Origin of the sequence: Maribacter spongiicola, assembly GCF_004364165.1 — a bacterium.
In the GTDB taxonomy this organism is placed as follows: Bacteria; Bacteroidota; Bacteroidia; order Flavobacteriales; family Flavobacteriaceae; genus Maribacter; species Maribacter spongiicola.
Genome location: NZ_SOAY01000010.1, coordinates 732,981 through 756,163, shown reverse-complemented (window position 1 = coordinate 756,163; position 23,183 = coordinate 732,981). Strand labels below are relative to the sequence as shown.

Annotated in this window: 19 protein-coding genes; 13 read left to right on the top strand and 6 right to left on the bottom strand. The window is 32.1% G+C overall.

What is annotated here, in order from left to right; genetic code table 11:
* Positions 1 to 5 precede the first annotated feature (5 nt).
* From CLV90_RS03840 to CLV90_RS03785, 12 genes are all read left to right on the top strand, one after another.
* Positions 6 to 1,043 (top strand): CgeB family protein, encoded by a 1,038-nt coding sequence (locus CLV90_RS03840; RefSeq protein ID WP_133686186.1) that lies wholly within the window; start codon positions 6 to 8, stop codon positions 1,041 to 1,043.
* Complete coding sequence (locus CLV90_RS03835) at positions 1,036 to 2,586, top strand: hypothetical protein (RefSeq protein WP_133686185.1); 1,551 nt, start codon at positions 1,036 to 1,038, stop codon at positions 2,584 to 2,586. Before CLV90_RS03840 ends, CLV90_RS03835 begins: the two co-directional genes overlap by 8 nt.
* A gap of 123 nt (positions 2,587 to 2,709) precedes the next feature.
* A complete protein-coding gene (locus CLV90_RS03830; protein WP_133686184.1) occupies positions 2,710 to 3,654 on the top strand; it encodes an acyltransferase family protein in 945 nt (314 codons plus the stop codon).
* Positions 3,655 to 3,667: 13 nt separating this feature from the next.
* A complete protein-coding gene (locus tag CLV90_RS03825) occupies positions 3,668 to 4,825 on the top strand; it encodes a glycosyltransferase family 4 protein (protein ID WP_133686183.1) in 1,158 nt (385 codons plus the stop codon).
* A gap of 114 nt (positions 4,826 to 4,939) precedes the next feature.
* On the top strand, positions 4,940 to 6,196 hold the full coding sequence (locus tag CLV90_RS03820; protein WP_133686182.1) for a WcaI family glycosyltransferase: 1,257 nt from the start codon (positions 4,940 to 4,942) through the stop codon (positions 6,194 to 6,196).
* Between the two features lie 267 nt (positions 6,197 to 6,463).
* Entirely contained in the window at positions 6,464 to 7,720 is a 1,257-nt protein-coding gene (locus CLV90_RS03815) for a phenylacetate--CoA ligase family protein (RefSeq protein ID WP_208295088.1), read from the top strand.
* A 14-nt stretch (positions 7,721 to 7,734) separates the two neighbouring features.
* Entirely contained in the window at positions 7,735 to 8,844 is a 1,110-nt protein-coding gene (locus tag CLV90_RS03810) for a sugar-transfer associated ATP-grasp domain-containing protein (protein ID WP_133686180.1), read from the top strand.
* Positions 8,845 to 8,869: 25 nt separating this feature from the next.
* Positions 8,870 to 9,859: a glycosyltransferase family 4 protein gene (locus tag CLV90_RS03805; protein ID WP_133686179.1), complete on the top strand. Its 990-nt coding sequence runs from the start codon at positions 8,870 to 8,872 to the stop codon at positions 9,857 to 9,859.
* Complete coding sequence (locus CLV90_RS03800) at positions 9,856 to 11,019, top strand: glycosyltransferase (protein ID WP_133686178.1); 1,164 nt, start codon at positions 9,856 to 9,858, stop codon at positions 11,017 to 11,019. Before CLV90_RS03805 ends, CLV90_RS03800 begins: the two co-directional genes overlap by 4 nt.
* The gene (locus CLV90_RS19515; protein WP_133686177.1) at positions 11,012 to 11,557 is read left to right on the top strand and encodes an LbetaH domain-containing protein; all 546 of its coding nucleotides are present in this window, start codon (positions 11,012 to 11,014) and stop codon (positions 11,555 to 11,557) included. The genes CLV90_RS03800 and CLV90_RS19515 overlap by 8 nt, the downstream gene beginning before the upstream one ends.
* Positions 11,557 to 12,462, top strand: a complete 906-nt coding sequence (locus CLV90_RS03790) for a glycosyltransferase family 2 protein (protein ID WP_133686176.1) — start codon at positions 11,557 to 11,559, stop codon at positions 12,460 to 12,462. Before CLV90_RS19515 ends, CLV90_RS03790 begins: the two co-directional genes overlap by 1 nt.
* Before the next feature lie 26 nt (positions 12,463 to 12,488).
* On the top strand, positions 12,489 to 13,409 hold the full coding sequence (locus CLV90_RS03785; RefSeq protein ID WP_133686175.1) for a hypothetical protein: 921 nt from the start codon (positions 12,489 to 12,491) through the stop codon (positions 13,407 to 13,409).
* Positions 13,410 to 13,418: 9 nt separating this feature from the next.
* Here the strand turns inward: CLV90_RS03785 and CLV90_RS03780 are convergent, their stop codons facing one another.
* Both CLV90_RS03780 and CLV90_RS03775 read right to left on the bottom strand, forming a co-directional pair.
* A complete protein-coding gene (locus CLV90_RS03780; RefSeq protein ID WP_133686174.1) occupies positions 13,419 to 15,671 on the bottom strand; it encodes a hypothetical protein in 2,253 nt (750 codons plus the stop codon).
* 301 nt (positions 15,672 to 15,972) lie between these two features.
* Entirely contained in the window at positions 15,973 to 16,734 is a 762-nt protein-coding gene (locus CLV90_RS03775; RefSeq protein WP_133686173.1) for a WecB/TagA/CpsF family glycosyltransferase, read from the bottom strand.
* Positions 16,735 to 17,225: 491 nt separating this feature from the next.
* On the opposite strand from CLV90_RS03775, the gene CLV90_RS03770 reads away from it, so the two are divergent.
* A complete protein-coding gene (locus CLV90_RS03770) occupies positions 17,226 to 18,638 on the top strand; it encodes a right-handed parallel beta-helix repeat-containing protein (protein ID WP_133686172.1) in 1,413 nt (470 codons plus the stop codon).
* Positions 18,639 to 18,679: 41 nt separating this feature from the next.
* On the opposite strand, the gene CLV90_RS03765 is transcribed toward CLV90_RS03770, so the two are convergent.
* Genes CLV90_RS03765 through CLV90_RS03750 form a run of 4 tightly spaced genes read right to left on the bottom strand, consistent with a single transcriptional unit; the run spans position 18,680 to position 23,155 of the window.
* Positions 18,680 to 19,621, bottom strand: a complete 942-nt coding sequence (locus CLV90_RS03765) for a nucleotide-diphospho-sugar transferase (RefSeq protein ID WP_133686171.1) — start codon at positions 19,619 to 19,621, stop codon at positions 18,680 to 18,682.
* Positions 19,618 to 20,502 (bottom strand): glycosyltransferase family 2 protein, encoded by an 885-nt coding sequence (locus CLV90_RS03760; protein ID WP_279586545.1) that lies wholly within the window; start codon positions 20,500 to 20,502, stop codon positions 19,618 to 19,620. The genes CLV90_RS03765 and CLV90_RS03760 overlap by 4 nt, the downstream gene beginning before the upstream one ends.
* A gap of 23 nt (positions 20,503 to 20,525) precedes the next feature.
* The gene (locus CLV90_RS03755) at positions 20,526 to 21,893 is read right to left on the bottom strand and encodes a lipopolysaccharide biosynthesis protein (RefSeq protein ID WP_133686169.1); all 1,368 of its coding nucleotides are present in this window, start codon (positions 21,891 to 21,893) and stop codon (positions 20,526 to 20,528) included.
* Positions 21,893 to 23,155, bottom strand: coding sequence for a hypothetical protein (locus CLV90_RS03750; RefSeq protein WP_133686168.1), 1,263 nt, complete (start codon positions 23,153 to 23,155; stop codon positions 21,893 to 21,895). Before CLV90_RS03750 ends, CLV90_RS03755 begins: the two co-directional genes overlap by 1 nt.
* Between the last annotated feature and the right edge of the window lie 28 nt (positions 23,156 to 23,183).

Here is a 23,183-nt window from a genome sequence, read left to right as displayed (position 1 = left end):
TATATATGAAAATTTTATCTGTCGGTTGGTTCAGGTCAACGAGTAGTACTTCGTTACATCGTAATAAAGCATTACAAAAAGTAGCTAAAGAAATTGATACGGTTGAATTGGGCACAAAAAAATCAAATTTTTGGTTTAAGATGGCATATCATCTTTTTCAAAAAAGCATACCCGTGTCTCTACCAGACTCAACACATGCAAACGAAAACATATTGAACTATGTTCGAAAAAAATACTATGATATTGTATGGATTGATAAAGGAATAGTTATCAATAAAAAAACATTACAAGCTATAAAAAAAATTTCTGCAAACACAAAGATTGTTAGTTTCTCTCCTGACAATATGGTAATGAGACATAATCAGAGTCAAAATTATCTAGACTCTTTACCTTATTATGACATTAATTTTACAACGAAATCATATATCATAGATGACCTAAAAAAAATAGGAGCTAAAAATATTCATTTCATCCATAAAACATATGGAGAGGATTTTCATTTTCCGAGGGAATTGAGTGAAAATGAAATAAAAAATTTCGGTAGCGATATTGGATTTGTAGGTATGTGGGAAAAGGAGAGGTGCGATAGCATACTCTATTTAGTCAAAAAAGGACTTTATGTCACTGTGTATGGTGACGGCAAATGGAATGATTTTAAAGATAAATATCCTAATTTAATTATAAAGCCTGGTGTTTTTTCAGATAATTATCCAAAAGTCCTACAAGCTCTTACCATTTGTCTATGCTTTTTAAGAAAAATTAATTTAGATCAACAAACTGCAAGAACTATGGAAATCCCAGCGTGTGGAGGATTCATGCTCGCTGAACGTACAAAAGAACATCAAGAATTATTTGAGGAAGGGGTTGAAGCCGAATTTTTTTCTTCTGATGAAGAATTATTTAAAAAGTGCACATATTACTTGAATCATTTGGATGAGCGTAATAAGATTGCCAAAAATGGGAGATTAAAATGTGAAAAAGCTGGCTATTCTAATGAAGCTACTATAAAGAGAATGATAGAAATTGTACAAACAAATGGTTAGTAAGAATTCTCCAATCATCCAGTTTTTAAGAGATAGTCTCGGTATTGCCCTTATACTAGCGATTATCATTGAAATAATATTGTTCCCTAGTCTAGAAAATTTTTTTGGTTGCGCTATGGCTTTGATTAGCTATAGTATATTCCGTTTTTTTTTAAAGGATTTTTATGTAATAAATTATCCATTTACATTTTTCCTTTACCTATCTATGTTCTTGTATCGCTATCTTCCATTAATAGCAACCATACTTGAAATGAAACCAATCACTTTTGGATTTGAGCGACCCTATATCACATTTATAGGAGAAACCGCATGGTTCCTAATGGCATCCCTAGCATTTTATTTAAGTTGTAATCATACCAATGCTATTTCCAAAAACAACATCCTCCAAACTACATTGTACAAATATAAATTTTATCATAGCAACGCTGTCATATTTTGGAGTATGGGAATAATCGGTATTCTAGTAAAGTTATATACTTTAGCGGCAGGTGAAATTGAACTTGGAGATGTTACTGGAAAATTTTTCAAGGCATTAGAATATTTTCAATACGCCCCCTTAATCCTTGCATTTCCAAAATTGTCAAAAATTGAATACTCTAAAAGAAATCTAGTTTTCATCTATACAATATTCGTTATCATTTTAAGCATTGCTTCTAATAGTAGAAGACAGATGCTCATTCCTATTGGTACCATTGTTCTCCTGTACTTTTTATATTTAGTTGTCAGCAAAAAAAAAATATCAGAATTATTATGGACAAAGAAATTCTTAGCAATCATTGTTTGTGGGTATCTCATTTTTAATATCATAACAAATTTATCCGTAGCGATGTTATATAATAGAACTTTAAGAAATAATATTACGAGAAAGGAGCTATTTTCAAAAACTATAGAAACTATACAGAACCAAGAATTGATGGCACGCCTCAAGGTCACTAATAATAATAAACAAAATCAATTGGAGGGCTATCATTCTGGTTGGACAGAAAATTATTTAGATAATTTCATGATGAATCGTTATGCCAATATGCGTATTTCAGATGAAACTATTTATTATGCCGAAATAAGGGGATATGCTAGTAATGTAATGCAATTAGATTTTTTTAAAAAAAACATAGCTGTATTACCAACACCTATTTTAAATTTTTTTAATATAAATGTGAACAAATTAGACTTAATTCATTCTAGAGGTGATATTTTATATGGCAAAGGATTTGGTGGTTACCGTGTCACAAGTCATTTAGGTGATGGTTTAGCAACCTTTGGCTACTGGTACTTTCCTTTACAATTTGTTATTTTACTTTTTGTATTTAAATTAACAAACATCTTTACTTTAATCAGTGGTAATAAAATTTTTTATGCCCCCTTTGCACTTCTTACCGTTTTCTCATTTTTAGGAAGGTATCGTAATGCAGGAGGAATTATTGGAGATTTCGGATACTTAACAAGAGGATTTATTCAAGATTTATTTACCTATTTATTAGTATTTCATCTAATTTATTATATCATATATTTTTTAAAACCATCTTTACTTTTCCACAAATAACTAAATTAAGACAAGAGCTTATCAGAATCCTATTTCAACTTTCAATACAAAACGTACCAACTATATTGCTATCAATCAAAACAATCATCTAAATATAATTCCACCTTAAAATATTTCGGCATAATGAACACCCGTTTAAAACCAAGATTCACTTGGATAGATAATACAAGAGGTTTGATGATAATTTTGGTAGCCATGGGTCATATTATTATTGATGGCAGCATAGATAACACTTTTAATACCATAATCAGAATGCCTACCTTTTTTATGATTAGCGGATTTCTCTTTAAATTTAAACCAAAAAAAGTATACTTAAAACACAAATCAATTCACCTCCTACTCCCCTATTTTGTGTATTTGATTCCCATCTTAGCAGTACAGATGTATTTTGAAGACAAAACTGTAATGGAATACTTTGGTAGATTATTATTAGGTGGCCCATTTTTATATGCATGGACTGGAGTTTTCTGGTTTATAACTTGCCTCTTCTTTACCCAACAAATTTTTAATCTCTTAAATTCTCTCAAAGTGAGAATATTGAATCTAGTAATGATATTAATGTTAATTTTAGCCTATTTGGACGACTTTATATTCAATTTCAACATACCCTGGAGTCTTAATATATGTTTATATACATGCCCTCTATTTTTCATAGGGTTTTTATTTAAGACTTTGATAAAAAATAAAACATTACCCGCATTAGTTTCTATATTAATTTTATGTATTCTTTATTTTATCACAACCAACATAATACCCGAATCTTATACTAATCTTAAAGAAGCTAATTATGGTATTCCATTATTAGGTATAGCTATTAGCACCTTATCTGCTTTTTGCTTAATAAGCTTTTTTAAATCAATTCCAGAATTCAAATTACTCGCTGTAATTGGTAAAGCCTCAATGATAATTATGTATTTACATTTACCTATCAGGTATCTAATTTTACATTTTCAACCCAATACAAATCAATGGTTCATATTATTTATCTCTTTATTAATACCAACCGCATTGTATTATCTTTTAAACAGAAATAAAACAAGCAGACTTGTATTATTAGGAGAATCTTAAACTCTAATAAATATTGAAAATTATTCTCCTAACCCATCATGAACATTTTAGAGGATATAGCATGAAACGCTATTGCTCATTTTTAAGTGATGGTCTTCAATTAAAAGGTCATGAAACTCAAATAATAAGTCCAAAAGCTATCCTTAGCAAAGATGGTATGCCAAAACAATTAAAAAAGTGGCTGCGTTATATTGATTCTTTTATACTTTTTCCAATATGGTTATTCTTGGAAAATAAAAGGTTACCCAAAAATACATTATATGTCATCACCGATCAGGCATTAGGTATGTGGATGCCGGTCTTAAAAAACAAAAACCATGTAGTGCACTGTCATGATTTTACTGCTTTGAAATCTTCATTAGGCTTAATGATTGAAAACCCTACAAGCTGGTCAGGTAAAATATACCAAAACTTAATATTTAAGGGATTTTCAAAAGCTGATAATTTTATCTGTATATCAAAAAATACCCAACAAGAACTTATTCATTTTTTACATAAAACACCAAGAAAAATTGAGCAAGTATACAATGCTCTAGACCCCATGTTTAAAACTGGAAACATAGTAGAAGCTAGAAATTATATAAGTCAATTTTTAGATGTTGATTTTAGTAATGGATATTTAATGCATGTTGGGGGTAATGATTTTTACAAAAACAGAACTGGTGTTGTCGCTTTATATGATGCATGGCGAAGACAAACAAATACAGTTTTGCCACTTTTAATGATTGGCTATGAACCCTCTGAAATCATACGAAGAAGTTATGATCGATCACCGTATAAAGAAGACATACACTTTTTAATTAGAGTTGAAAATGAATTGCTTTTAAAAGCTTATCAAGGTTGTAGTTTATTCCTATTTCCCTCTCTAACAGAGGGCTTTGGTTGGCCTGTTGCAGAAGCCATGGCCTCTGGTTGTCCCGTAATTACCACTAATGAAGCCCCTATGAATGAAGTTGGTGGTGAGGCTGCTGTTTATATTGAACGTTGCCCAGCACCAGATAAGGTTTTAGTATGGGCCAGCGAATCTGCCAAGATTTTAGAAACAACTTTACAGTTATCCGAAAAAGAGAAGGATATTCTAATACAAAAAGGATTGCGACAGGCAGAATTATTTGGAGAAGAAAGAATTTTAAATCAAATAGCATCTTTTTACAACGAAATTATAAAATAATAGCAGAAGCGTACCCTATCTACATCAACCTCAACTACGCGCATTAAAATTCTGAGCAAATACTAATTTGCCCTAATCTAGTTCCCATTGTACCCATCTTTTAAAAAACCTATCATGAAAGAAACAAATACAAAACGTATTTTATTCGTCGGTTATAATTTTACGCCAGAACTAACCGGAATCGGAAAATACTCTGGAGAAATGATGCATTGGTTAGCTGAAAAAGGGCATGAATGTACCGTTTTGACATCGTACCCCTATTATCCCTATTGGAAAGTACAAGAGCCCTATCGAAAAAATCGTTTTTGGTATAAAAAGGAGGTAACAAATTTTGAATCTGGCGGCAGGCTAAAAATAATACGTTGCCCCATGTATGTACCCAACAAGCCGAGTGGAGCTAAAAGGATGCTTTTAGACACCTCATTCTCCATATCAGCCTTCTTAGCCGGTATTCCGCTTTTATTTACCAAAAAATATAGTAAAATCATTACAGTTGCCCCTTCTTTTCAATTTGGTCTATTGGGTGTTTTCTATAAAAAAATTAAAGGCGCCATGCACATACATCATATTCAAGATATGCAAATTGAAGCTGCACAAGATTTGGGCATGATCAAGTCTCCAAAACTTTTAAAAACTTTGTACGGCATCGAAAAATATATTTACCGAAATACTGATGTGATCAGCAGCATCTCTGATGGTATGATCGAAAGAATAGAACGTAAAGCACAAAAACCAATTTCATTTTTTCCAAACTGGACCGAAACCAAAAACTTTTACCCGATTGAGGATACCACTAAACTAAAAGAAGAATTCGGATTTAAACCTACAGACTATATTGTGTTATATTCTGGAGGCATAGGAGAAAAACAAGGTTTAGATGCCATATTAACATCTGCTAAAAATTTAGCAGCTCATCAAAAATTACAATTTATAATTTGTGGAACAGGCCCCTATAAACAAATTTTAAAAGAAAAAGCAGAACACATGAACTTAAACAATGTTCATTTTACACCTCTGCAACCCAAAGAATGCTTTAATAAATTTTTGAATATTGCCGATTTACATTTAGTCATTCAGAAAGAAAAAGCTAGTGATTTGGTTATGCCCTCAAAGTTAACAACCATACTTGCCGTAGGTGGTTTGTCTTTAATTACAGCAAACCCCAACTCTAGTTTATACCGCGTAGTTAGTAAACATGGGATGGGTATTTTAGTTGCTCCAGAAAATCAAGAAGCATTAGATAAAGGTATTTTAATAGGGCTTGGCGAGTTAGATAATCAAGATATTAAAAAAGCAGCACGTGCATATGCAGAACGGTTTTTAGCCATTGATACTGTTATGCATAAATTCAATGAAAAAATTACTGCTTAACTCGTTTCTTGATTGCGTATTTCGTCGATAAAGGCTGTTAAACAACCATTTATATTACATTGTTTCGCAATACTGATTATATTTAAAATTAATCATATCAACATTTATTTCAGTTGCATCATGTTATTGAAGGCATTCAATACCCCTTACATTCTACATCTATAAAAAAAGATACAAAGAGCCCTATTCCATTTTACTATGCAAAATAAGTTTTCAAAATTGCTTTTTTCAATTAAGACAAAAATATTGAGTCCCAAAATTGTAGGCTTGTACCAAAAGTCAAATGAAAATTTAATACAAAGAGATTTAGATGGACTAAATTTTAAAAAGCGTCAAGAACTATTTAAACATGCTATAAAATATTCTGATTTTTACAAAAAAAAATATGCCCACCTAGATTTTTCTAATATAGAATTAGCTACAAATGACGATTTTCTAAAGATTCCTCCTCTAACTAGAGATGAATTACGTTTAAATTTTGAAGATATTAAGTCTAGCAATGTTAATCTTAATAAATGCAGAAAGGCTAGTACCTCAGGTAGCACCGGACCATCAGTTTCTGTTTTACACGACAAAAGACACCCTGAAACTCCTATAAGATGGCGTATATTAAATTGGTGGGGAATTGAGCCATGGGAAAATCAAGCCTTTATCTATCGTTTTAAAAAACCACTTTGGGAACGTATCGCAAATAGTATAATGTGGTGGCCTACCAAAAGAGTTTTTTTAGCGGCTGCAAATCCAAGTAGTAAACAATTAGCCACATTTGTTAAAACCTTTAATAAGATAAAGCCTACACTTTTACAAGGCTATGTAGATGTTGTCTTTGAGTTTGCTCTTTACTTGCTAGACAATAAAATAAAAATTCATCCACCTAAAATGGTTTGGGTTACTTCTGCCCCACTATTTGAAGAGCAAAGGCAATTAATGGAAAAAGCTTTTGGGGCCCCGGTTTGCGATCAATACGGAAATACTGAAATTATGTTAATCGCTGCTGAATGCCCAGAGCAAAATGGTTTACATATTATGCAAGATACCGTTCATATTGAATTTGTAGATGCTAATAATCAACCAGTACCGGCTAATACATCTGGTAAAGTTCTTTTAACAGATCTAACCAACTTTGCCTTTCCTTTAATACGATATGAAATTGGTGATGAAGGCAAATATCTTGACCGTAAATGTGCATGTGGGCGGTCGTTACCACTTATGGATAATATAAAAGGTCGACAATCTAAACAGATCGTAACTCCATCAGGGCTTCAAATAAAAGGGGAACATCTAATGGCCATGTTCGATGGGCATATGAAACTATTTAGAGAGATTCAATTACAACAACAGCAAGATTACTCGGTCTGTATCTTTTACGTTCCTAGAAAAGCTGAAAAGACTGGAGTTGAAATAGATGCAATGGTTCACTTACTCAAACAAAGAGCTAGATTTGAAATAACTGTACGACATGAAAAAGTTGAACACGTTACACGTGTAGGAAAAAAATCTCCATTTATTATAAGTGATCTTTAAATAACATTTAGAGTATGAATTCATCTGAACAGTTAAAGATAAAAGCCAAAGAACTATTTGAAAAGTCTTTAGGTATTAAATACCACTATTCATCTAATAAGACTGCAAACAAACTTTTAAAAAATATCGAATTAGAAAAGGGAAAACTTGATTTAACTTCAAAAAAGTTAGCAAAAGAATACGCTCAAGATATTTTAGGATGGAAAGGATTCGCGCCTTGGTTATACGTATACACCCACATGTATGGAGAATTTAAAGAAGGTTGGTTGCCCGATAATTATTTTGGAAAATTGGTTATACCTGAAATACAAGGCGACTATGGGAAAATTTCATTTTTAAAACCTTTTGCGAATAAATTATTTAACAGCCAGGTTTGTCCAGATTTGGCACATTATATTAATGGACAATGGTTCTCTTCTAACTATGAGATTAGAACAGAAAAAGAAATTAACGAACTCATAAAAAGAAATCGCACGTACAATAATACTAAAGTTATCAGCAAATTAGATTACAGTTATCAAGGTCTTGGAATACATATTTATGACAAGAATAATTTTAATGCACAACAAGTCGCTAAAAATGGAAATGGAGTCATACAGCCTTTTATAATTCAACATGAGTTCTTCAATCAGTTTTGTAAAGATGCGGTCGCTACCTTGCGCCTTACAACGGTAATTGACACATTAGGCAAAGCCTCCTTAAGAGCTTCTTTGCTTAGATTAGGAAGAACAAAACAAACACATGTGCAATCTAGCGACCAAGTATTAGTAGCTATAGATGTTACAACTGGTAGCTTGTCAGAAATTGGGTATAGTAGTTCTTTTAAATCCATGGATGCTCACCCAGATAGTAACACTGCTTTTAAAGATAAGACTATCCCCTATTATGATAATTGCGTAGCTAAGGTTTTAGAATTACAAAATAAAATGCCCATGATCAAGCTAATTGGCTGGGATGTCGTTATTGATGATAAAAATGAAGTAGTTATTATGGAATGGAATGGTTACGGGGCTGGTATTGCTTTTTCTGAAGCCACACAAGGACCGAGTTTTAATGATTTGGGTTGGAACGATTTTTTCAAAAATAAAAATATTAAAAAGCGCCATAATCTCAAGCCCGCTTAAATAAAATTTGAATCGAATTTTTAAAATGAAAATCATTTATTTTTTTAGGCATCCTAAAATAGGTCATTCTATACATCGTGTTTTTCGAACATTGGTAAATGAATTAGAAAAGACCTCAGAAATCAACATTTATGAAATGCCGTATTTAGGGTCAATGCCTAACGACCTTTTAAATAATAACATATATACCTTTAAAAAACGTGATACGAAAGCAATACACCATGTAACAGGTCATATTCATGATGTATTATTAGCGCTTTTTGGTGTAAAAACCGTACTAACTATACATGACTTGGTCTTTTTAGATAATGTTAAAAATCCAATTAAACGTTGCTATAAATGGCTTTTTTGGTTGTATCTACCTGTGAAAATTGCAGACAAAGTTGTATGTATTTCAAACGAAACAAAACAAAATATATTAAATAAGATAAAGGCAGATAACCTAACGGTTATTCATAATGCCGTAGATCCAATTTTTACCTATTCCCCAAAGAACTTTAACGAAGAGAAGCCAATCATTTTACATATTGGCACCGGATGGAATAAAAATTTAAATATGACCATTGAGGCCTTAGCGGATATAAACTGTCATCTAAGAATCATTGGAAAATTAAATGAAATACAGTTAAACCTTTTAGAAAAATTTAAAGTAGAATACTCCTGTATTTTGAATTTAACAGACGAAGAAATTAGGCAGGAATATATTAATTGCGATATAGTAAACTTCCCTTCTATTTACGAGGGTTTTGGAATGCCTGTTATAGAGGGACAACAAACCGGTAGAGTCGTCGTGACTTCAAAAATTGAACCTATAGTTGAAGTTGCCGGTAATGCAGCTGCTTTTGTAACTCCAAATAACATAATTTCATTAAAAGAAGCATACATTGAAATAATAAAAAATCCTATATATAGAGAAAACCTTGTAAAAGATGGTCTCAAAAATGCTAAAAGATTTTCAATTAAAAACATTTCAAAGCAATATGTAGAGTTGTATCAAAATTTAATCAAAGAATGAAAATACTAAGAATTATACCTAGTATGAAGCCAGAGAAAGGTGGTCCTTGTCAAGGTATTCGTAATGCAATACCTGAATTAATAAATTTAGGAATAACGAATGAAGTCGTTTGCTTGGATGCCGCTACATCAAGCTATTTAGGGCAAGATTCTTTTGTTATTCATGCCCTCGGAGAAGCAAAGACACCATGGCAATACAATAAAAATCTATTACCTTGGCTTATAAAAAATCATACTAAATATGACGCTATAATAATTCATGGTCTTTGGTTATATCATAGTCATGCTGCCATAAAAGCCTTCAATACTATACATAAGAATTCACCAAAGATTTTTGTAATGCCACATGGTATGTTGGACCCATATTTTCAAAAAGCAGGGTCCCGTAAATTAAAAGCCTTACGAAATGATATCTATTGGAAACTAATAGAGAACAATGTAGTAAATAAGGCAGACGGTATATTATTCACCTGTGAGGAAGAATTACTATTAGCAAGAACTACATTTCCTAATTACAAACCTAAAAAAGAGATAAATGTAGGTTACGGCATACAACCACCACCAGCGTATAAATCAGAAATGCGTGAGGCATTTGCAAAAAAAGTATCGCGTTGGAACGGCAAACGACACCTACTATTTTTAAGCAGAATACACCTTAAAAAAGGAGTAGACCTCTTAATTAAAGCGTATTTAAAATTAGAACAAGAACTTGATAATTTGCCTCAACTTGTTATAGCAGGACCAGGTTTAGAAGATGGCTATGGTACCGTAATGCAAGAATTAGCATCTTCGTCTAAAAATATACTATTTCCAGGTATGCTAAAGGGTAATGCCAAATGGGGTGCATTTTACGAGAGTGAGGTTTTTATATTACCTAGTCATCAAGAAAACTTTGGTATTGCTGTTGTAGAAGCATTAGCTTGTACAAAACCGGTACTTATTAGCAATAAAGTAAATATTTGGCGAGAAATAGAAACAGAAAATGGCGGCATAGTCAAACAAGATACCGAGAATGACACGTATAATTTACTTAAAGAATGGATAACTTTTAGTGATACTCAAAAATTAGAAATGTCTAAGAATGCTTTTAAGGTATATGAAAACTATTTTACAGTAGCCAAAGCTGCTCAACAATTTCTAAGTGGTATAAACTATGCATAATGTAGATACCTATACTGGTTCCTCTTTTTCGTTAAAAAACAAATTTGCAAGACTTATTTGGAACTTCACATATCTAATTGCATTTAAATATTCACCCAAACCCTTTCATGAATGGCGTTCAGTCATACTTAGGCTTTTTGGTGCTAAAATTGGTAAGGGTGTTCACATCTACCCAAAAGTGAAAATTTGGGCACCATGGAATTTAGAAATCCATGATCAAGTAGGCGTAGCAAATGGTGTAGATTTATATTCACAGGGGAAAATTACCCTAGGGTATCGATCGATTATATCCCAACGTTCCTATATATGTACTGGAACTCATGATTTTAATCTTAAAGGCCACCCCCTATACACTTTACCAATTACTGTTTCAAAATTTGCATGGGTGGCAGCTGAAGCTTTTATAGCCCCTGGTGTAACCATTGGCGAGGGTGCTGTTGTAGGTGCAAGAGGGGTAGTTTTTAAAGATGTAGAACCTTGGACAGTTGTGGGTGGCAATCCTGCAAAATTCATTAAGAAAAGAAATTTCAAAGACTAATGCATACAATATCTACTATTATTCTTACCTATAATGAAGAAAAGCACATTGAACGCTGTATTAAAAATGCTTTGAAATTTTCAGAATCTGTTTATCTGGTTGATTCTTTTTCTACAGATAGAACTGTAGAAATAGCAGAATCATTGGGTGCAAAGGTGTATCAAAATAAATGGGAAAATAACCATGCTATTCAATTTAATTGGGGTTTAGAAAATTTACCTATTACAACTGAATGGGTTTTTAGATTAGATGCTGACGAATATTTGACAGAAAGTCTTATTGATGAAATTAATTCTAAAATTCTATTCTTAGAAAATGAAATTACTGGAATTGTCTTTGAACGTAAAATGTATTTTCTAGATAAATTAATGACCAAAGGCATGATTCAAATGAAGATGTTACGTTTATTTAGAAACAAACATGGCATTTGCGAGAATCGATGGATGGATGAGCACATTGTTCTTATTAAAGGTAAAAGTATATTATTCGACGGATACTTTGTAGACCATAATCTAAACCCATTAGGATGGTGGATTGATAAACATAATAATTACGCAACACGTGAAGCTGTAGAGCTTCTTAATATCCAATATAATTTTATATCAAGAGATGAAGATTTAGAAAAAGTACATTTAATGTCTGCAGATGCCCAATCTAAGAGAGATAAAAAGAAAAAATATGCCGAAATGCCTCTATTTTGGCGATCATTAATTTATTTCATCTACAGATATATTTTTAAAATGGGTTTTCTTCAAGGAAAAGAAGGCTTTTTATGGCATTTTTTACAAGGTTGGTGGTATAGAACCTTGGTAGATGCAAAAGTGTACGAAATAAAAAAAAATTGTGGGTCAGATATAATTAAAATTAAAAATTATATAAAGAAATCATACAATATTGACCTATAATTATAACCAGAACTTAGTCTTTTTACATGAAAAAAAAATATAATATTGTAATTTTAATAATCTTTCTCTCTATAACCATAGAGTTTAGCCTGCGTTTTTTCTTGGGTTTTTGTGATGCTCCCCTTTATATCTCTGATGAATCTTATGAATATATTGCGGCACCAAATCAAAATGGAAAAAGATTTGGTAATACATATAGCTTTAATTCTTTTTCGCAACGTAGCAAAGAAGTAAATCCTAATAAAACAAAGATTTTAGGTTTAGGTGATTCTGTTATTTATGGAGGCGTACAGTCTGACCAAGATAGTATTGCCACCTCTATAGTGAACAAAAAGCTACCAAACCTACAAATGTTAAATATTTCATCAGGAAGTTGGGGACCAGACAATTGTTCGGCATATCTGAAAAAATATGGCACTTTTAACGCAAAAGCGATGCTTTTAGTAGTTAGCAGCCATGATGCATTTGACGTTATGGATTTTCAACCAGTAGTTGGCAATCACATCTCTTACCCAAAACAACAGTATCAATTAGCGTGGTGGGAACTTTTAGACCGTTATGTAAATCCTAGAATTACAAAAGTTTTTTCTAAAAAAACAAAATTAGACCCTGATGAGAAAGCAAATCAAGGCATTGAAAAAAATGGGATTAATTTTAATCCTGGCTTCGACGAGTTAAAATTAATTTCAAGAAATTTTGACTTGCCGTTAATCATATACTTACATCCTGAAAAATCAGAATTACAAAAGAAAAAATATAATGCTCAAGGTGGTTTAATTTTGAATTGGGCTACTAAAAATGAGATAAAAATATTAAAAGGACTCGATTATAATTTTACAAACATAGATTATAGAGATGTTATACATTTAAGTAATAGTGGTCAGAAAAAGCTAGCTGAAATAATGATAAATGAATTAAAAACTACTATAAAGTATACGTCTAACTAAAATAATAAATCAATATTCCGCTGAACGAACCAAGTTAATTGTAACTTGAATTTTACCTGTATTATTAAAATCTTGATTAGCAAATAAATAAATATTACTAATACCTTCAATTAAATTAGCATCATCTAAATCTTTTGAAACAACACCTACTTTTTCAGAAATTGTAGATATTAAATTTTGTTTTTCAGAATTTTTTGTCCCCAAAGATATCTTAGTTCCTTCAGACAAATCTTCCAAAGTATGAACAATTAATTTATCCAAAACATAACCATTTGGTATTGTCATATTTAATTTTATGCTATTTCCAGAACCTAGAGTTACTGTTTCATCACGAGACCAAAAATCCTTTCTTAAAGAATTGGTTTGTTCGATAATATAATTGTTACTATTGTCAGTAACTTTAGCATAATTATTACTGTTGTCACTATTGGCAAGTATTATTCGTATACATCTTTCTATGGGATTAATATCCAATAACCTCCAACCGTTTACTTGAATATCATAAAAATTATTATCACCTGTCTTTAATGCAGTTTCATTTTGGTATATAATTGGACTATATTCCAGAGTTGAGATATGCTCTTCAATACTTAGGCTAGAATTCGTGATTTTATTATTCGAGCCACTTATTCCAAAGGGTCCTGCACCCGTATTGTTTAATATATTAACTTCTACGTTTACATTATCCATAGACACATTGTCTCCTAAAGCATAATCCATTGGATATATTTCAATAGATTCTGAATTATCTTTTATAGTCATATTATTAATTGAAATGTTATTCAATGGACCCAAAAATCTTAAAGAATTAAACTTGAAATTAGGATTAAAAATATCAATCTTACTTTCTGCATATATATTACTAAAAACACCATTAGTAATACCACCCCAATCACCCAAACCATCTCTTCTATAAGATGCATAATTGTCGACAACAACATTCTCAATAAAATCTACCAATTTTAAAGAGTTACTATAACCACTTATTTCTTCTCTAACATTTGAAGTGCCAACGTAATTTCCATAGTCAATGGTATTTAATATCGTAATATTTTTACATATATAATTTTCAGAATTACCACTGTTCAAATAAATTAAATGTGGTGGTGGCATCCAATAATCTAGCCCCCCTACCATACCGCCATTTATTGTTTGTACATCTGAATATCTATATCCCCTTAAACCATCTATAGTTAAATTATCAACAATACCCTGTATACCCATTATTGCTCCATCAATTTCCAAATTTTTAAAAATGATATGATTACAAATTGATGTAGGAGCTGAATTATTTGAAATAATTTGGTTAGCACTATATTCTTCTTTCAATTTTATTGCACCGACCATAAAAGTATTTGCAGTAGTTCCTTTTGATACCATTTTTACATTTTCAAACAAAACATTTCGTGCTGCTTCAAGTAAAATTGTATATCTAAAACTCACTTGACCTTTCCAAACGGGATTTTGATTATTAAATACCAAACCACGATTCTCCACTAGATAATTTTTAAGTTGTGTAGTATTGGCTATGGACATTTGATTATCATACCCGAAATTAGCGTCATAGCTTTGATCATAAAAAATTGTGATATTTTTAATAGAAATATTTTCAGCTAAAGCAATTATGAATGCCGGTGAAAGTAAATTATTAACAATAATACGAGCATCATTTGCCCCTTCAATCCAGGTATTATCTTCTAGAAATATAGATTTTTTACCAGTTTCTTCTACATCTAAAAAAATATCTTTATCTACTAAGACCTTTAACCCTAATGAATCTGCATAGGCTAATGTTTCTATGAATGCCGCTCTATCATCAGTAACACCATCCATTTTCGCCCCGTACCAATATGGCATTACGTATTCATTTTCGTACGTGCCGGTAAAAGTTACCTCTTCTACAATAGGCTCTCTTGAATCTGTAGAAATGAGTGTATTATCACCTTCTATAGATCCATTTTCAAGTTGCCCTTCATTAAAAAACAACGTAACATTTGAGGGTAATACTATATGCTGATTATGTAAATTGAAAGAGTCATTAATTTCTAGCACTGAATTACTGTATTCATCAGGTATAGTACTCCAGTCAAAATCTGCAGGTAATTTTATAGTGTCTTTTAATATTTGATTCTCTGAAGTTTCGCCTACATCATTGATAACGTACTCCGACAACAAATCAGCATCTTTTGCACATGACACTTGAAATAATATGCCACAAGTAAATATATACGTAAGTAAAAATCTATTCTGACTAAATTTCATTGAAATAAGATATATGTGAATCGTATCATTTGATAATCAAAGTACAATTCATTATTTAAACAGCTTTATAATCAGGGAGAATTTTCTAATAAAACGTTTAAATTAACCTAATTAATACGTTGTTTAAAGTCTTTTAGACCTTCCACATACACTTTTCTTGAAACCTTTATTTTTTAGTTAAAAAATTAAAAAATATTTAAAACAAGCTAAGCTTACTGAATATAATGTAAGAATATTCAGTACTAAAATTATCTACTAAAAACTTAATGAAGATTATTTTACAAAAAAGGAATTTAGAATACTAACTTATAGTGGCTTCCAAATTTTTACTAGAAGAGAATTTCGCCTTCACAAGACACTTCGCATATACAAAGCCATAATAAACATATCTTTTACCCATACGCTTAGGTTCTTTCACTAAACGACCTAACCACTCTAACCCTAAATCTTGCCAAATTTTATTGGGTCTTTCTATAGTACCTGCATAGAAATCAAATACAGCACCTATAGAGCAGATAATTTTAGTGTCTAGGTCTTCTTTATGGGCATGACTCCATTTTTCTTGTTTTGGCGCTGTCATACCTACAAACAAGACATCTGGCTTAAAACTGTTTACAGCATTAATCATTGCCGCATTATCTTCTTCTGTAAAGCTTGGTTTAAAGGGTGGAGCGTAGCACGCAAAAGTAACGTTAGGATATTCTTTTTTTAATCGTTTCCCAATTTTTGAAAGTGTTTGGTCTGACGCTCCTAAATAGAAACAAGAGCCATGTATTTCATTTAATCTTTTCAATTGATATTCATGAAAATCTGCACCAGCTATTTTTTTTATGGAGACCCCGTTAAGCCATTTAGCGGCAGCAACAATACCGACACCATCTGGCAATATAACATCACTAGCTAACAACGCATTTTTGAAGACCGCATCTTCTTCTGATATACAATACGAGTATTGATTGATGGTACTTACCAATAATTTAGATTTTATTGGCAGATCGCTAAGTGGAGCATTATAAATTGGGTAACCAAGGCATAAGACTTTTGAATCAACTTCAGTATTCATCGTAAAATTCTAAAAAGCCGAAATTGTAATTCTTCAAGTTGAATATTTATAAAATATTTTATCCTATTTTCAACAATTATTACAATAATATCGGGGGTTAATGGTTGATGATACAAATATATTTATTTCACCTTCAACCCTTAATTTCTTCTGTTGACATGCAGAAAAATTTAGGTATAACGCAGGTAGCGTTAGATTAGATTACAAGAAGTAAAATAACTTTACATTTACCTGTATTATTAATCTTACAAAAATTGATATGCGTTACATCATATACATATTTAACTTATCTTAAAGATTTGAAAACCTGTGCATTAATAATATAAAATTATCTTAGCAACCCCATTTAATTAAAAATTAAAAGCTTTAAAATGCTTGTTCTAGTCATTTTCCCCAAAATAATTGTAGAACAACGATATACTAACTAAATACCCTTACAGAATTTATCATGAATTTTATACTATAAATTCATTACCGAATACTTAAGCACTATGATAAGACCTACAACTTTATACGCTACACTCCTATTTTATATTTCTGTAACAATGCCCATGCTACAATTAAGTTCTTGTGCTTCTGAAACGGAACTGTTGAAAGAATTAAATGAGTCTACTGAAGAATCTGATCCTATACCAAATGCAAAAATCACGAATTTTAGTTTTCTTTCTGTTGATAATGATGGTTTAACCACAGATATTATTGGCACTCTCGATGAAAATACAAAGACCGTTTATATTGAACTAGATCCCCTAGTAATACCTATTGAGCAATTGGTACCTACTATAGCCATTTCACCAGGATCTACGGTAAGCCCTACATCTAAAACAACACAAGATTTTAGTCATGAATTATCTTATACCGTGACTTCAGATAATGGAACAAAAACCACGTACAAAATTATACCAAGCATTATCGGTAATATTTGTACAGCTAATTTACAAGATTCTGGCCCTATAAAAGTTACTGCCAATAATCAACGGATAGAGAACCTTTACATCAGAACCACTAACCAACACGGTATTGAAATCAATAATTATACGGGAGTAATAATCTCTAATTGCATTATTGAATATACCGGCGCATTTATGGGTATTAAATTTACAAGTGCAGATAATTTAACCATAAAAAACTGTTCTATAAAGTACGTAAATGCACCTGCAAAAGGGCCGTTAGAGGATGCTGAAAGAAACTGTATTGAAGGAATAGGTTCTAAAAATATTGTAATTACCAATGTTAGAGTTGAAGATGGTTCTACCGGTATTCGCTTAAACCAGTGCGATGATTCGGTTTTAAAGTATATTGAAGGGCATAATATGCGCGGACCTTTTCCTAGAGGTCAATTAGTACAATATGATAAATGCGTAGGCGGGCTTTTAGAAAACTTCTCTGTAATTAACGACCGCGATATTGCTTGGACCGAAGATAATATCAGTATTTATAAAAGTGGCGGACAACAAATTAAAAAAGGACTAATTGTAGGAAATAATAGTCCTACCGGTGTTGGCGTATTATTTGAAGATCAAAATACCGAAGGTGCCCGAGGTGGTTATGGCGGTATTGTTGAAGATGTCGATTTTTTAGAAATGGGCAATGGTGTGGCATCTTCAGTAGAAGGGTCTAAAAACGTAACTTTTACGAGAATTCGCGCTAAACAAATTATTTGTGGAGACTTAGGGCAGAACAGAGGAAAATCTACCTCAAATTCATTGATTTTTGCTGCTTTTGGAACCACTGCAAATACTGGTGGCAACAAAATAATAGATTGTATAATTTACAATTCATGCAATCCTACAAATATAGTTTGGCCTGAACATAATTTTGATTTGATAGACTATAAAGACGATATCGATTTTGAACCTAGAAAGCCTATCGTACTAAATTTTACTTGTCCGTCAGATAACTAATAAACCGTATAATCTTACATATTCAACCGATTCACTTATAATTAGCCTTCCGCGGAATACCCTGGTATTCTTAAGAATCCTAGTATTTTTCTACGTAGAATAGTGCTCTTAAAAAAACGGTTAAAATATTTTCTATCTGCCTTTGTGTCTCTAATTATAAAATTAGGGTGATGCAATGGGAAGCTGATTTCGTGTGCCTCGTTCTTTTGTCGCTCATCGTTGGCACTGAGGGTATGCGTGGCATCTTCACCAAAACCAAGGTTTTTGATCATGTTTTGATGCGGAATAATGGATAATCCTGAATTGATCAGTTTGGTATAATCCCACTGATAATCCCACCAAGTGACTTCTTTGGCGTTGATGGTTTTTTCAATCTTGCTAAGTCGGTATTTTTTCTCAATGAAATTTGAAAAGTACGTATCAAAATATCCTTTCTTTTTTAACTCCGGATAGGTAGACACCTCATAATCATAATGTTTCCAAGCTCTTCGCCAGCTAGCCCAACCCCACTCATGACTGAAATAAGAGAAGTAATACGAATACTCTGAATCGGACACATATCCGTTCTGAAAATTAGAACCACCAATATGCATAATCTGGCTATTATCTCGATACTTTTCCAAAAGCTCTGAACAGAACTTAAAAAAACTTTCCGATGGCAAACAGTCATCTTCTAAAATGATACCTTCTTCTTCATTTTCAAAAAACCAATCTATTGCCGTTTTTGGACCTAGCCCACAACCGATGTTTTCATCTCTAAATAGCGTTTTTACCTCACAATCCCAATCTACCAAATCTATGATAGCTCTAGTTTCTTTACAGCGCTCATCGTCTTTACCGTTATTTCGTGGTCCATCGGCCGCAACATAGAGTTTTTTAGGTTGCGCCTTTCGTATCATTTCAAATACCTTTTTTGTTTGTTCAGGCCTATTGAATATGATGAAAAGAACAGGTGCTTGTGGTGTGGTTGTCGTTGTTCTCATTTTAAGTAGTCTTCATTTTTAAATAATTGCCAAATAATAGGGAACAAGGTTTTACCCCACAACAGTATAAATGCTTGTGGTAGGTGTAATGGAAAATGTGTTTTAATAAATTGTAAATATTCTTTATAGGATAAACCTGTAGGTCTATACAAATACGCAATACGTTCTTTTAAGTTACTTTCTTGAGGAAGCCAATTTACCCCGTGGTCATTTGTGCAAGAACCACAATATGCACTTGAGATATATGTTTTAATGCCTTTTTTCAAAGCTTTCAACGTATAATCAAAATCTGCAATACCATGGGTATAGCTTTCTGTTAAGGACCCAATTTCTTCATATACCGTATTTGGCACCAGCATAATATTGGCATTGCCCAACTCACATTTTTGAGGAAACTCATTATTAGGCACGACCATTTTACTTTTAAAAGTCAGCTTGTTCAAAAGTTGATGTCCGCCATAGGATATCTTCTTAGAATCTGGATCCAAAGTTGGCCCAACGATAATGCTGTTCGGTTCATTTACATATTCCAAATCACTAAACAATCTCGTAAGGGTATCTTCAAAAACGATAGTGTCATCATTTAATAGTAAATAGTAATCTGTATTTTTTTCGTGTTCATTGGCATATTTCCAGGCAGCACGCATACCGCCAGCCCAGAATAAACTCCCTGATCCTTGTATAATCTGTAGGTTATTGAACTTACCCTGTAAATACTCCGTAGTACCATCTGTACTACCATCATCTACCAAGAATATATTCAACTCGAAACCATCATCTAAAGTACATTTAGATAGCGCCTGCAAGCAGCTATATGTTTTCATTTTACGGTTGTGACACGTAAGTAAAACAGTTATTAATTTTTTTTCTTTAGTTGACATCATCTCTACTTTATTTCAACTTTTTAAGCTGGTAACTTTCGATTTTTTCTCATCTCTACATACACTTGGTACGGCGCGACTATTAATCCGTTGACATTGGTAATCACAATGGCCATACAAATTCCAAAAATTCCGTACTCTAATGTTACCGATAAGAAATAGGCTATAGGCACAAAGAATATGATGACCAAAATGGACATGTAAAATTGCAAATTCACTTTACCCATACCGTTTAGGACGCTAATGAATATTTCTGAAAAGCAATTAGACAGAACAATTAGCAACACCCCTAATGAAGTAATGAATGGTATGGTAATAATGTCACCGATCCATAAATTATAAATAGTTGGTGCTATTAATAATACGATGATACTACCAACGGCAATAACGGCCCAAATGAGTAGTAGCTTGTTTATTAGTTTCCGTATCCACCTGTAATCATTATTTACTTGTGCGTTAGTAACCGAACTCCACACCGGGCTCAGTATGATGCCAAATATTAAAGCGGCCACACTAAACAGCTTGAATGCGATATTAAATTCGGCCACCTTTTCTGGCGTAAAATATTTACTTATTAAAAAGTTACTGGTTTGAAACTGTACCATATAGGCAATGTTCAAAAAGAAAAACTTGATACCGAGAGAAAAAATACCCCTTAAGGTTTCTAGTGTCGGTCTTTCTATTTTTTGGATTAAATCTCGTCTTTGAACGATAAAGAAATATGCTGTAAATAAGAATATAGACAACACATTACTACCCATAACCACAAAACCCAAATTAAATAATGAAGGCTCTGAAAATTCTCTTAAATACAGTATACCAATTAACCCCAGCGCATTACCTACCAAAATTGTTCTCGCAATCATTGCCGGTTTCTGTAATGCGTACTGTATAGGGTTATAAATTTGAAAAATGAACTGTAGACTAAAGAAGGATATCAACAAGAAAACCAACTGCTGCAATTCTGTTCTGTACGAAGCATCTACTCCCAAAAATTCATCCCATTTTAACTGATCTGTAAATACCACATTGAGTATAAATATGACCGCTGAAATACATATTAAAACAGCAGCCGTAGTATGTATTAATTTCCGCTGTTCTTTAATATCATCTAGTGCTACGGCTTCAGAAAACTTATTTCTTAATCCGTTACCAAAACCGATATCTAGCAACGTAAACCATGTCAATACAGAGCTCAAGGTCAACCAGATACCGTATCGTTCAGCATTAACAAAATTAATTACCAAAGGAACGAACAAGAAATTTATTGCCGTACCCAAGCCTCTTAAAATCAACGAAGAAAAAACATTTTTAACCAACAGGTTAGTCCTAGAATTTCCTTGGAAATAAGATTGAATAAGTACCCTTATGGAATTGAACCTTTTTATCATTATAAATTATTAGGTTTTTGCAATGCTAAATATTTTGTTCTGTACTTAAAGGATAACATTGAAAAATCTTGATTCTTAAATGCGGGCAAAAATATAAAGATGACACAAATAGGCAACATTAATATGGGTTCTCCAAAACTCAGAATCAATAAAATCAGGACAGCATAAATAACATATTCGGTTTTACGTAGATACATCTTGCATAACGCACCATAACGATACAATAACACCAAAAGCCCTACGACCCCGAATTTGGTTATAAAATCCATTATACCATTTGATATATTGACATTAAATTCATTCTTATAATACTCGTCATACTGGTTACTTACTCCTAAAAACAACTTCCAATCGAATTGCTCATAAAGAAAAATTACACTTGCAAACCTGTTTAGCGGAATTTGTCTTTGCACATCATCATAATAGGTAGATAATTCCTCAATTCTCTTTAAATCCCTTATATCTTGCTCGTATATTTCAACAATTTTCTCCCCTAAAAAAGGGACATTAGGTATTGCTAAAGCTAAAACAATAGCAAAAGCTATAATGGTCACTTTACTACCTTTATTTAATACTCGGTATCTTAAGAAAAATAATAGAAATACGCCTAAATATGCAGTGGTCGATACTGTAGTTAAAATTGCCAGCGTAATTATGAAAGCCTCTTTATTCAGCTTAAAATCATTTATTAAAAAATTAAATAATAGCGCTAAAGTCAAAAATGAACCGAAAGCACCAGGTTCCCAACAGAAGCCAGAATTTCTATAATAATGAATGTCATCAAAAGTGAAGAAGACAAAATTAGTATACCTAAATGACCCATCATTTACTGTAATACTTTCAAAGGCAGTACCGATTGCTTTAACAATAGCGCCGTTCTGAATTAATTGTAGCGCATAAAATACAAGAGATATAATTGCTAAATGCGTAATCACTTTCACCAAGTAATAAAGTGCCTTTTCTTTTAAAATTAAACAGAACAAATACGCAGTTAATACAAATTTGAAGAAATAAAAGACATCACTAGTAAAATAATCTGATGGTAATTTGTTCAACTTAAACCGGAATAAAATATAAACAAAAAAGATACCAGCACTGACTAGAAAAAATTGAACATCTCTTTTCTTGACTTTATTCAGTTTAAAAGCTACAATAATCATAAATACCTCTAAACCAAACCACGCCAAATTAGATTCCACTAAAAAATTAGCTTTAGAAGAAAATAATAGAAATAGTAAAACTACGAGGTAGTATATATTCATTTTAGCTTTTTACGTTCGCTGAATGCTA

What these genes read in the sequence shown, in the direction of transcription:
- CLV90_RS03840 (WP_133686186.1), top strand. Translation starts at nt 6, where the DNA reads ATGAAAATTTTATCTGTCGGTTGGTTCAGGTCAACGAGTAGTACTTCG.
- CLV90_RS03820 (WP_133686182.1), top strand. Translation starts at nt 4,940, where the DNA reads ATGAAAGAAACAAATACAAAACGTATTTTATTCGTCGGTTATAATTTT.
- CLV90_RS03830 (WP_133686184.1), top strand. Translation starts at nt 2,710, where the DNA reads ATGAACACCCGTTTAAAACCAAGATTCACTTGGATAGATAATACAAGA.
- CLV90_RS03765 (WP_133686171.1), bottom strand. Translation starts at nt 19,621, where the DNA reads ATGAGAACAACGACAACCACACCACAAGCACCTGTTCTTTTCATCATA.
- CLV90_RS03790 (WP_133686176.1), top strand. Translation starts at nt 11,557, where the DNA reads ATGCATACAATATCTACTATTATTCTTACCTATAATGAAGAAAAGCAC.
- CLV90_RS03785 (WP_133686175.1), top strand. Translation starts at nt 12,489, where the DNA reads ATGAAAAAAAAATATAATATTGTAATTTTAATAATCTTTCTCTCTATA.
- CLV90_RS03770 (WP_133686172.1), top strand. Translation starts at nt 17,226, where the DNA reads ATGATAAGACCTACAACTTTATACGCTACACTCCTATTTTATATTTCT.
- CLV90_RS03780 (WP_133686174.1), bottom strand. Translation starts at nt 15,671, where the DNA reads ATGAAATTTAGTCAGAATAGATTTTTACTTACGTATATATTTACTTGT.
- CLV90_RS03810 (WP_133686180.1), top strand. Translation starts at nt 7,735, where the DNA reads ATGAATTCATCTGAACAGTTAAAGATAAAAGCCAAAGAACTATTTGAA.
- CLV90_RS03775 (WP_133686173.1), bottom strand. Translation starts at nt 16,734, where the DNA reads ATGAATACTGAAGTTGATTCAAAAGTCTTATGCCTTGGTTACCCAATT.
- CLV90_RS03805 (WP_133686179.1), top strand. Translation starts at nt 8,870, where the DNA reads ATGAAAATCATTTATTTTTTTAGGCATCCTAAAATAGGTCATTCTATA.
- CLV90_RS03760 (WP_279586545.1), bottom strand. Translation starts at nt 20,502, where the DNA reads ATGTCAACTAAAGAAAAAAAATTAATAACTGTTTTACTTACGTGTCAC.
- CLV90_RS19515 (WP_133686177.1), top strand. Translation starts at nt 11,012, where the DNA reads ATGCATAATGTAGATACCTATACTGGTTCCTCTTTTTCGTTAAAAAAC.
- CLV90_RS03835 (WP_133686185.1), top strand. Translation starts at nt 1,036, where the DNA reads ATGGTTAGTAAGAATTCTCCAATCATCCAGTTTTTAAGAGATAGTCTC.
- CLV90_RS03755 (WP_133686169.1), bottom strand. Translation starts at nt 21,893, where the DNA reads ATGATAAAAAGGTTCAATTCCATAAGGGTACTTATTCAATCTTATTTC.
- CLV90_RS03800 (WP_133686178.1), top strand. Translation starts at nt 9,856, where the DNA reads ATGAAAATACTAAGAATTATACCTAGTATGAAGCCAGAGAAAGGTGGT.
- CLV90_RS03750 (WP_133686168.1), bottom strand. Translation starts at nt 23,155, where the DNA reads ATGAATATATACTACCTCGTAGTTTTACTATTTCTATTATTTTCTTCT.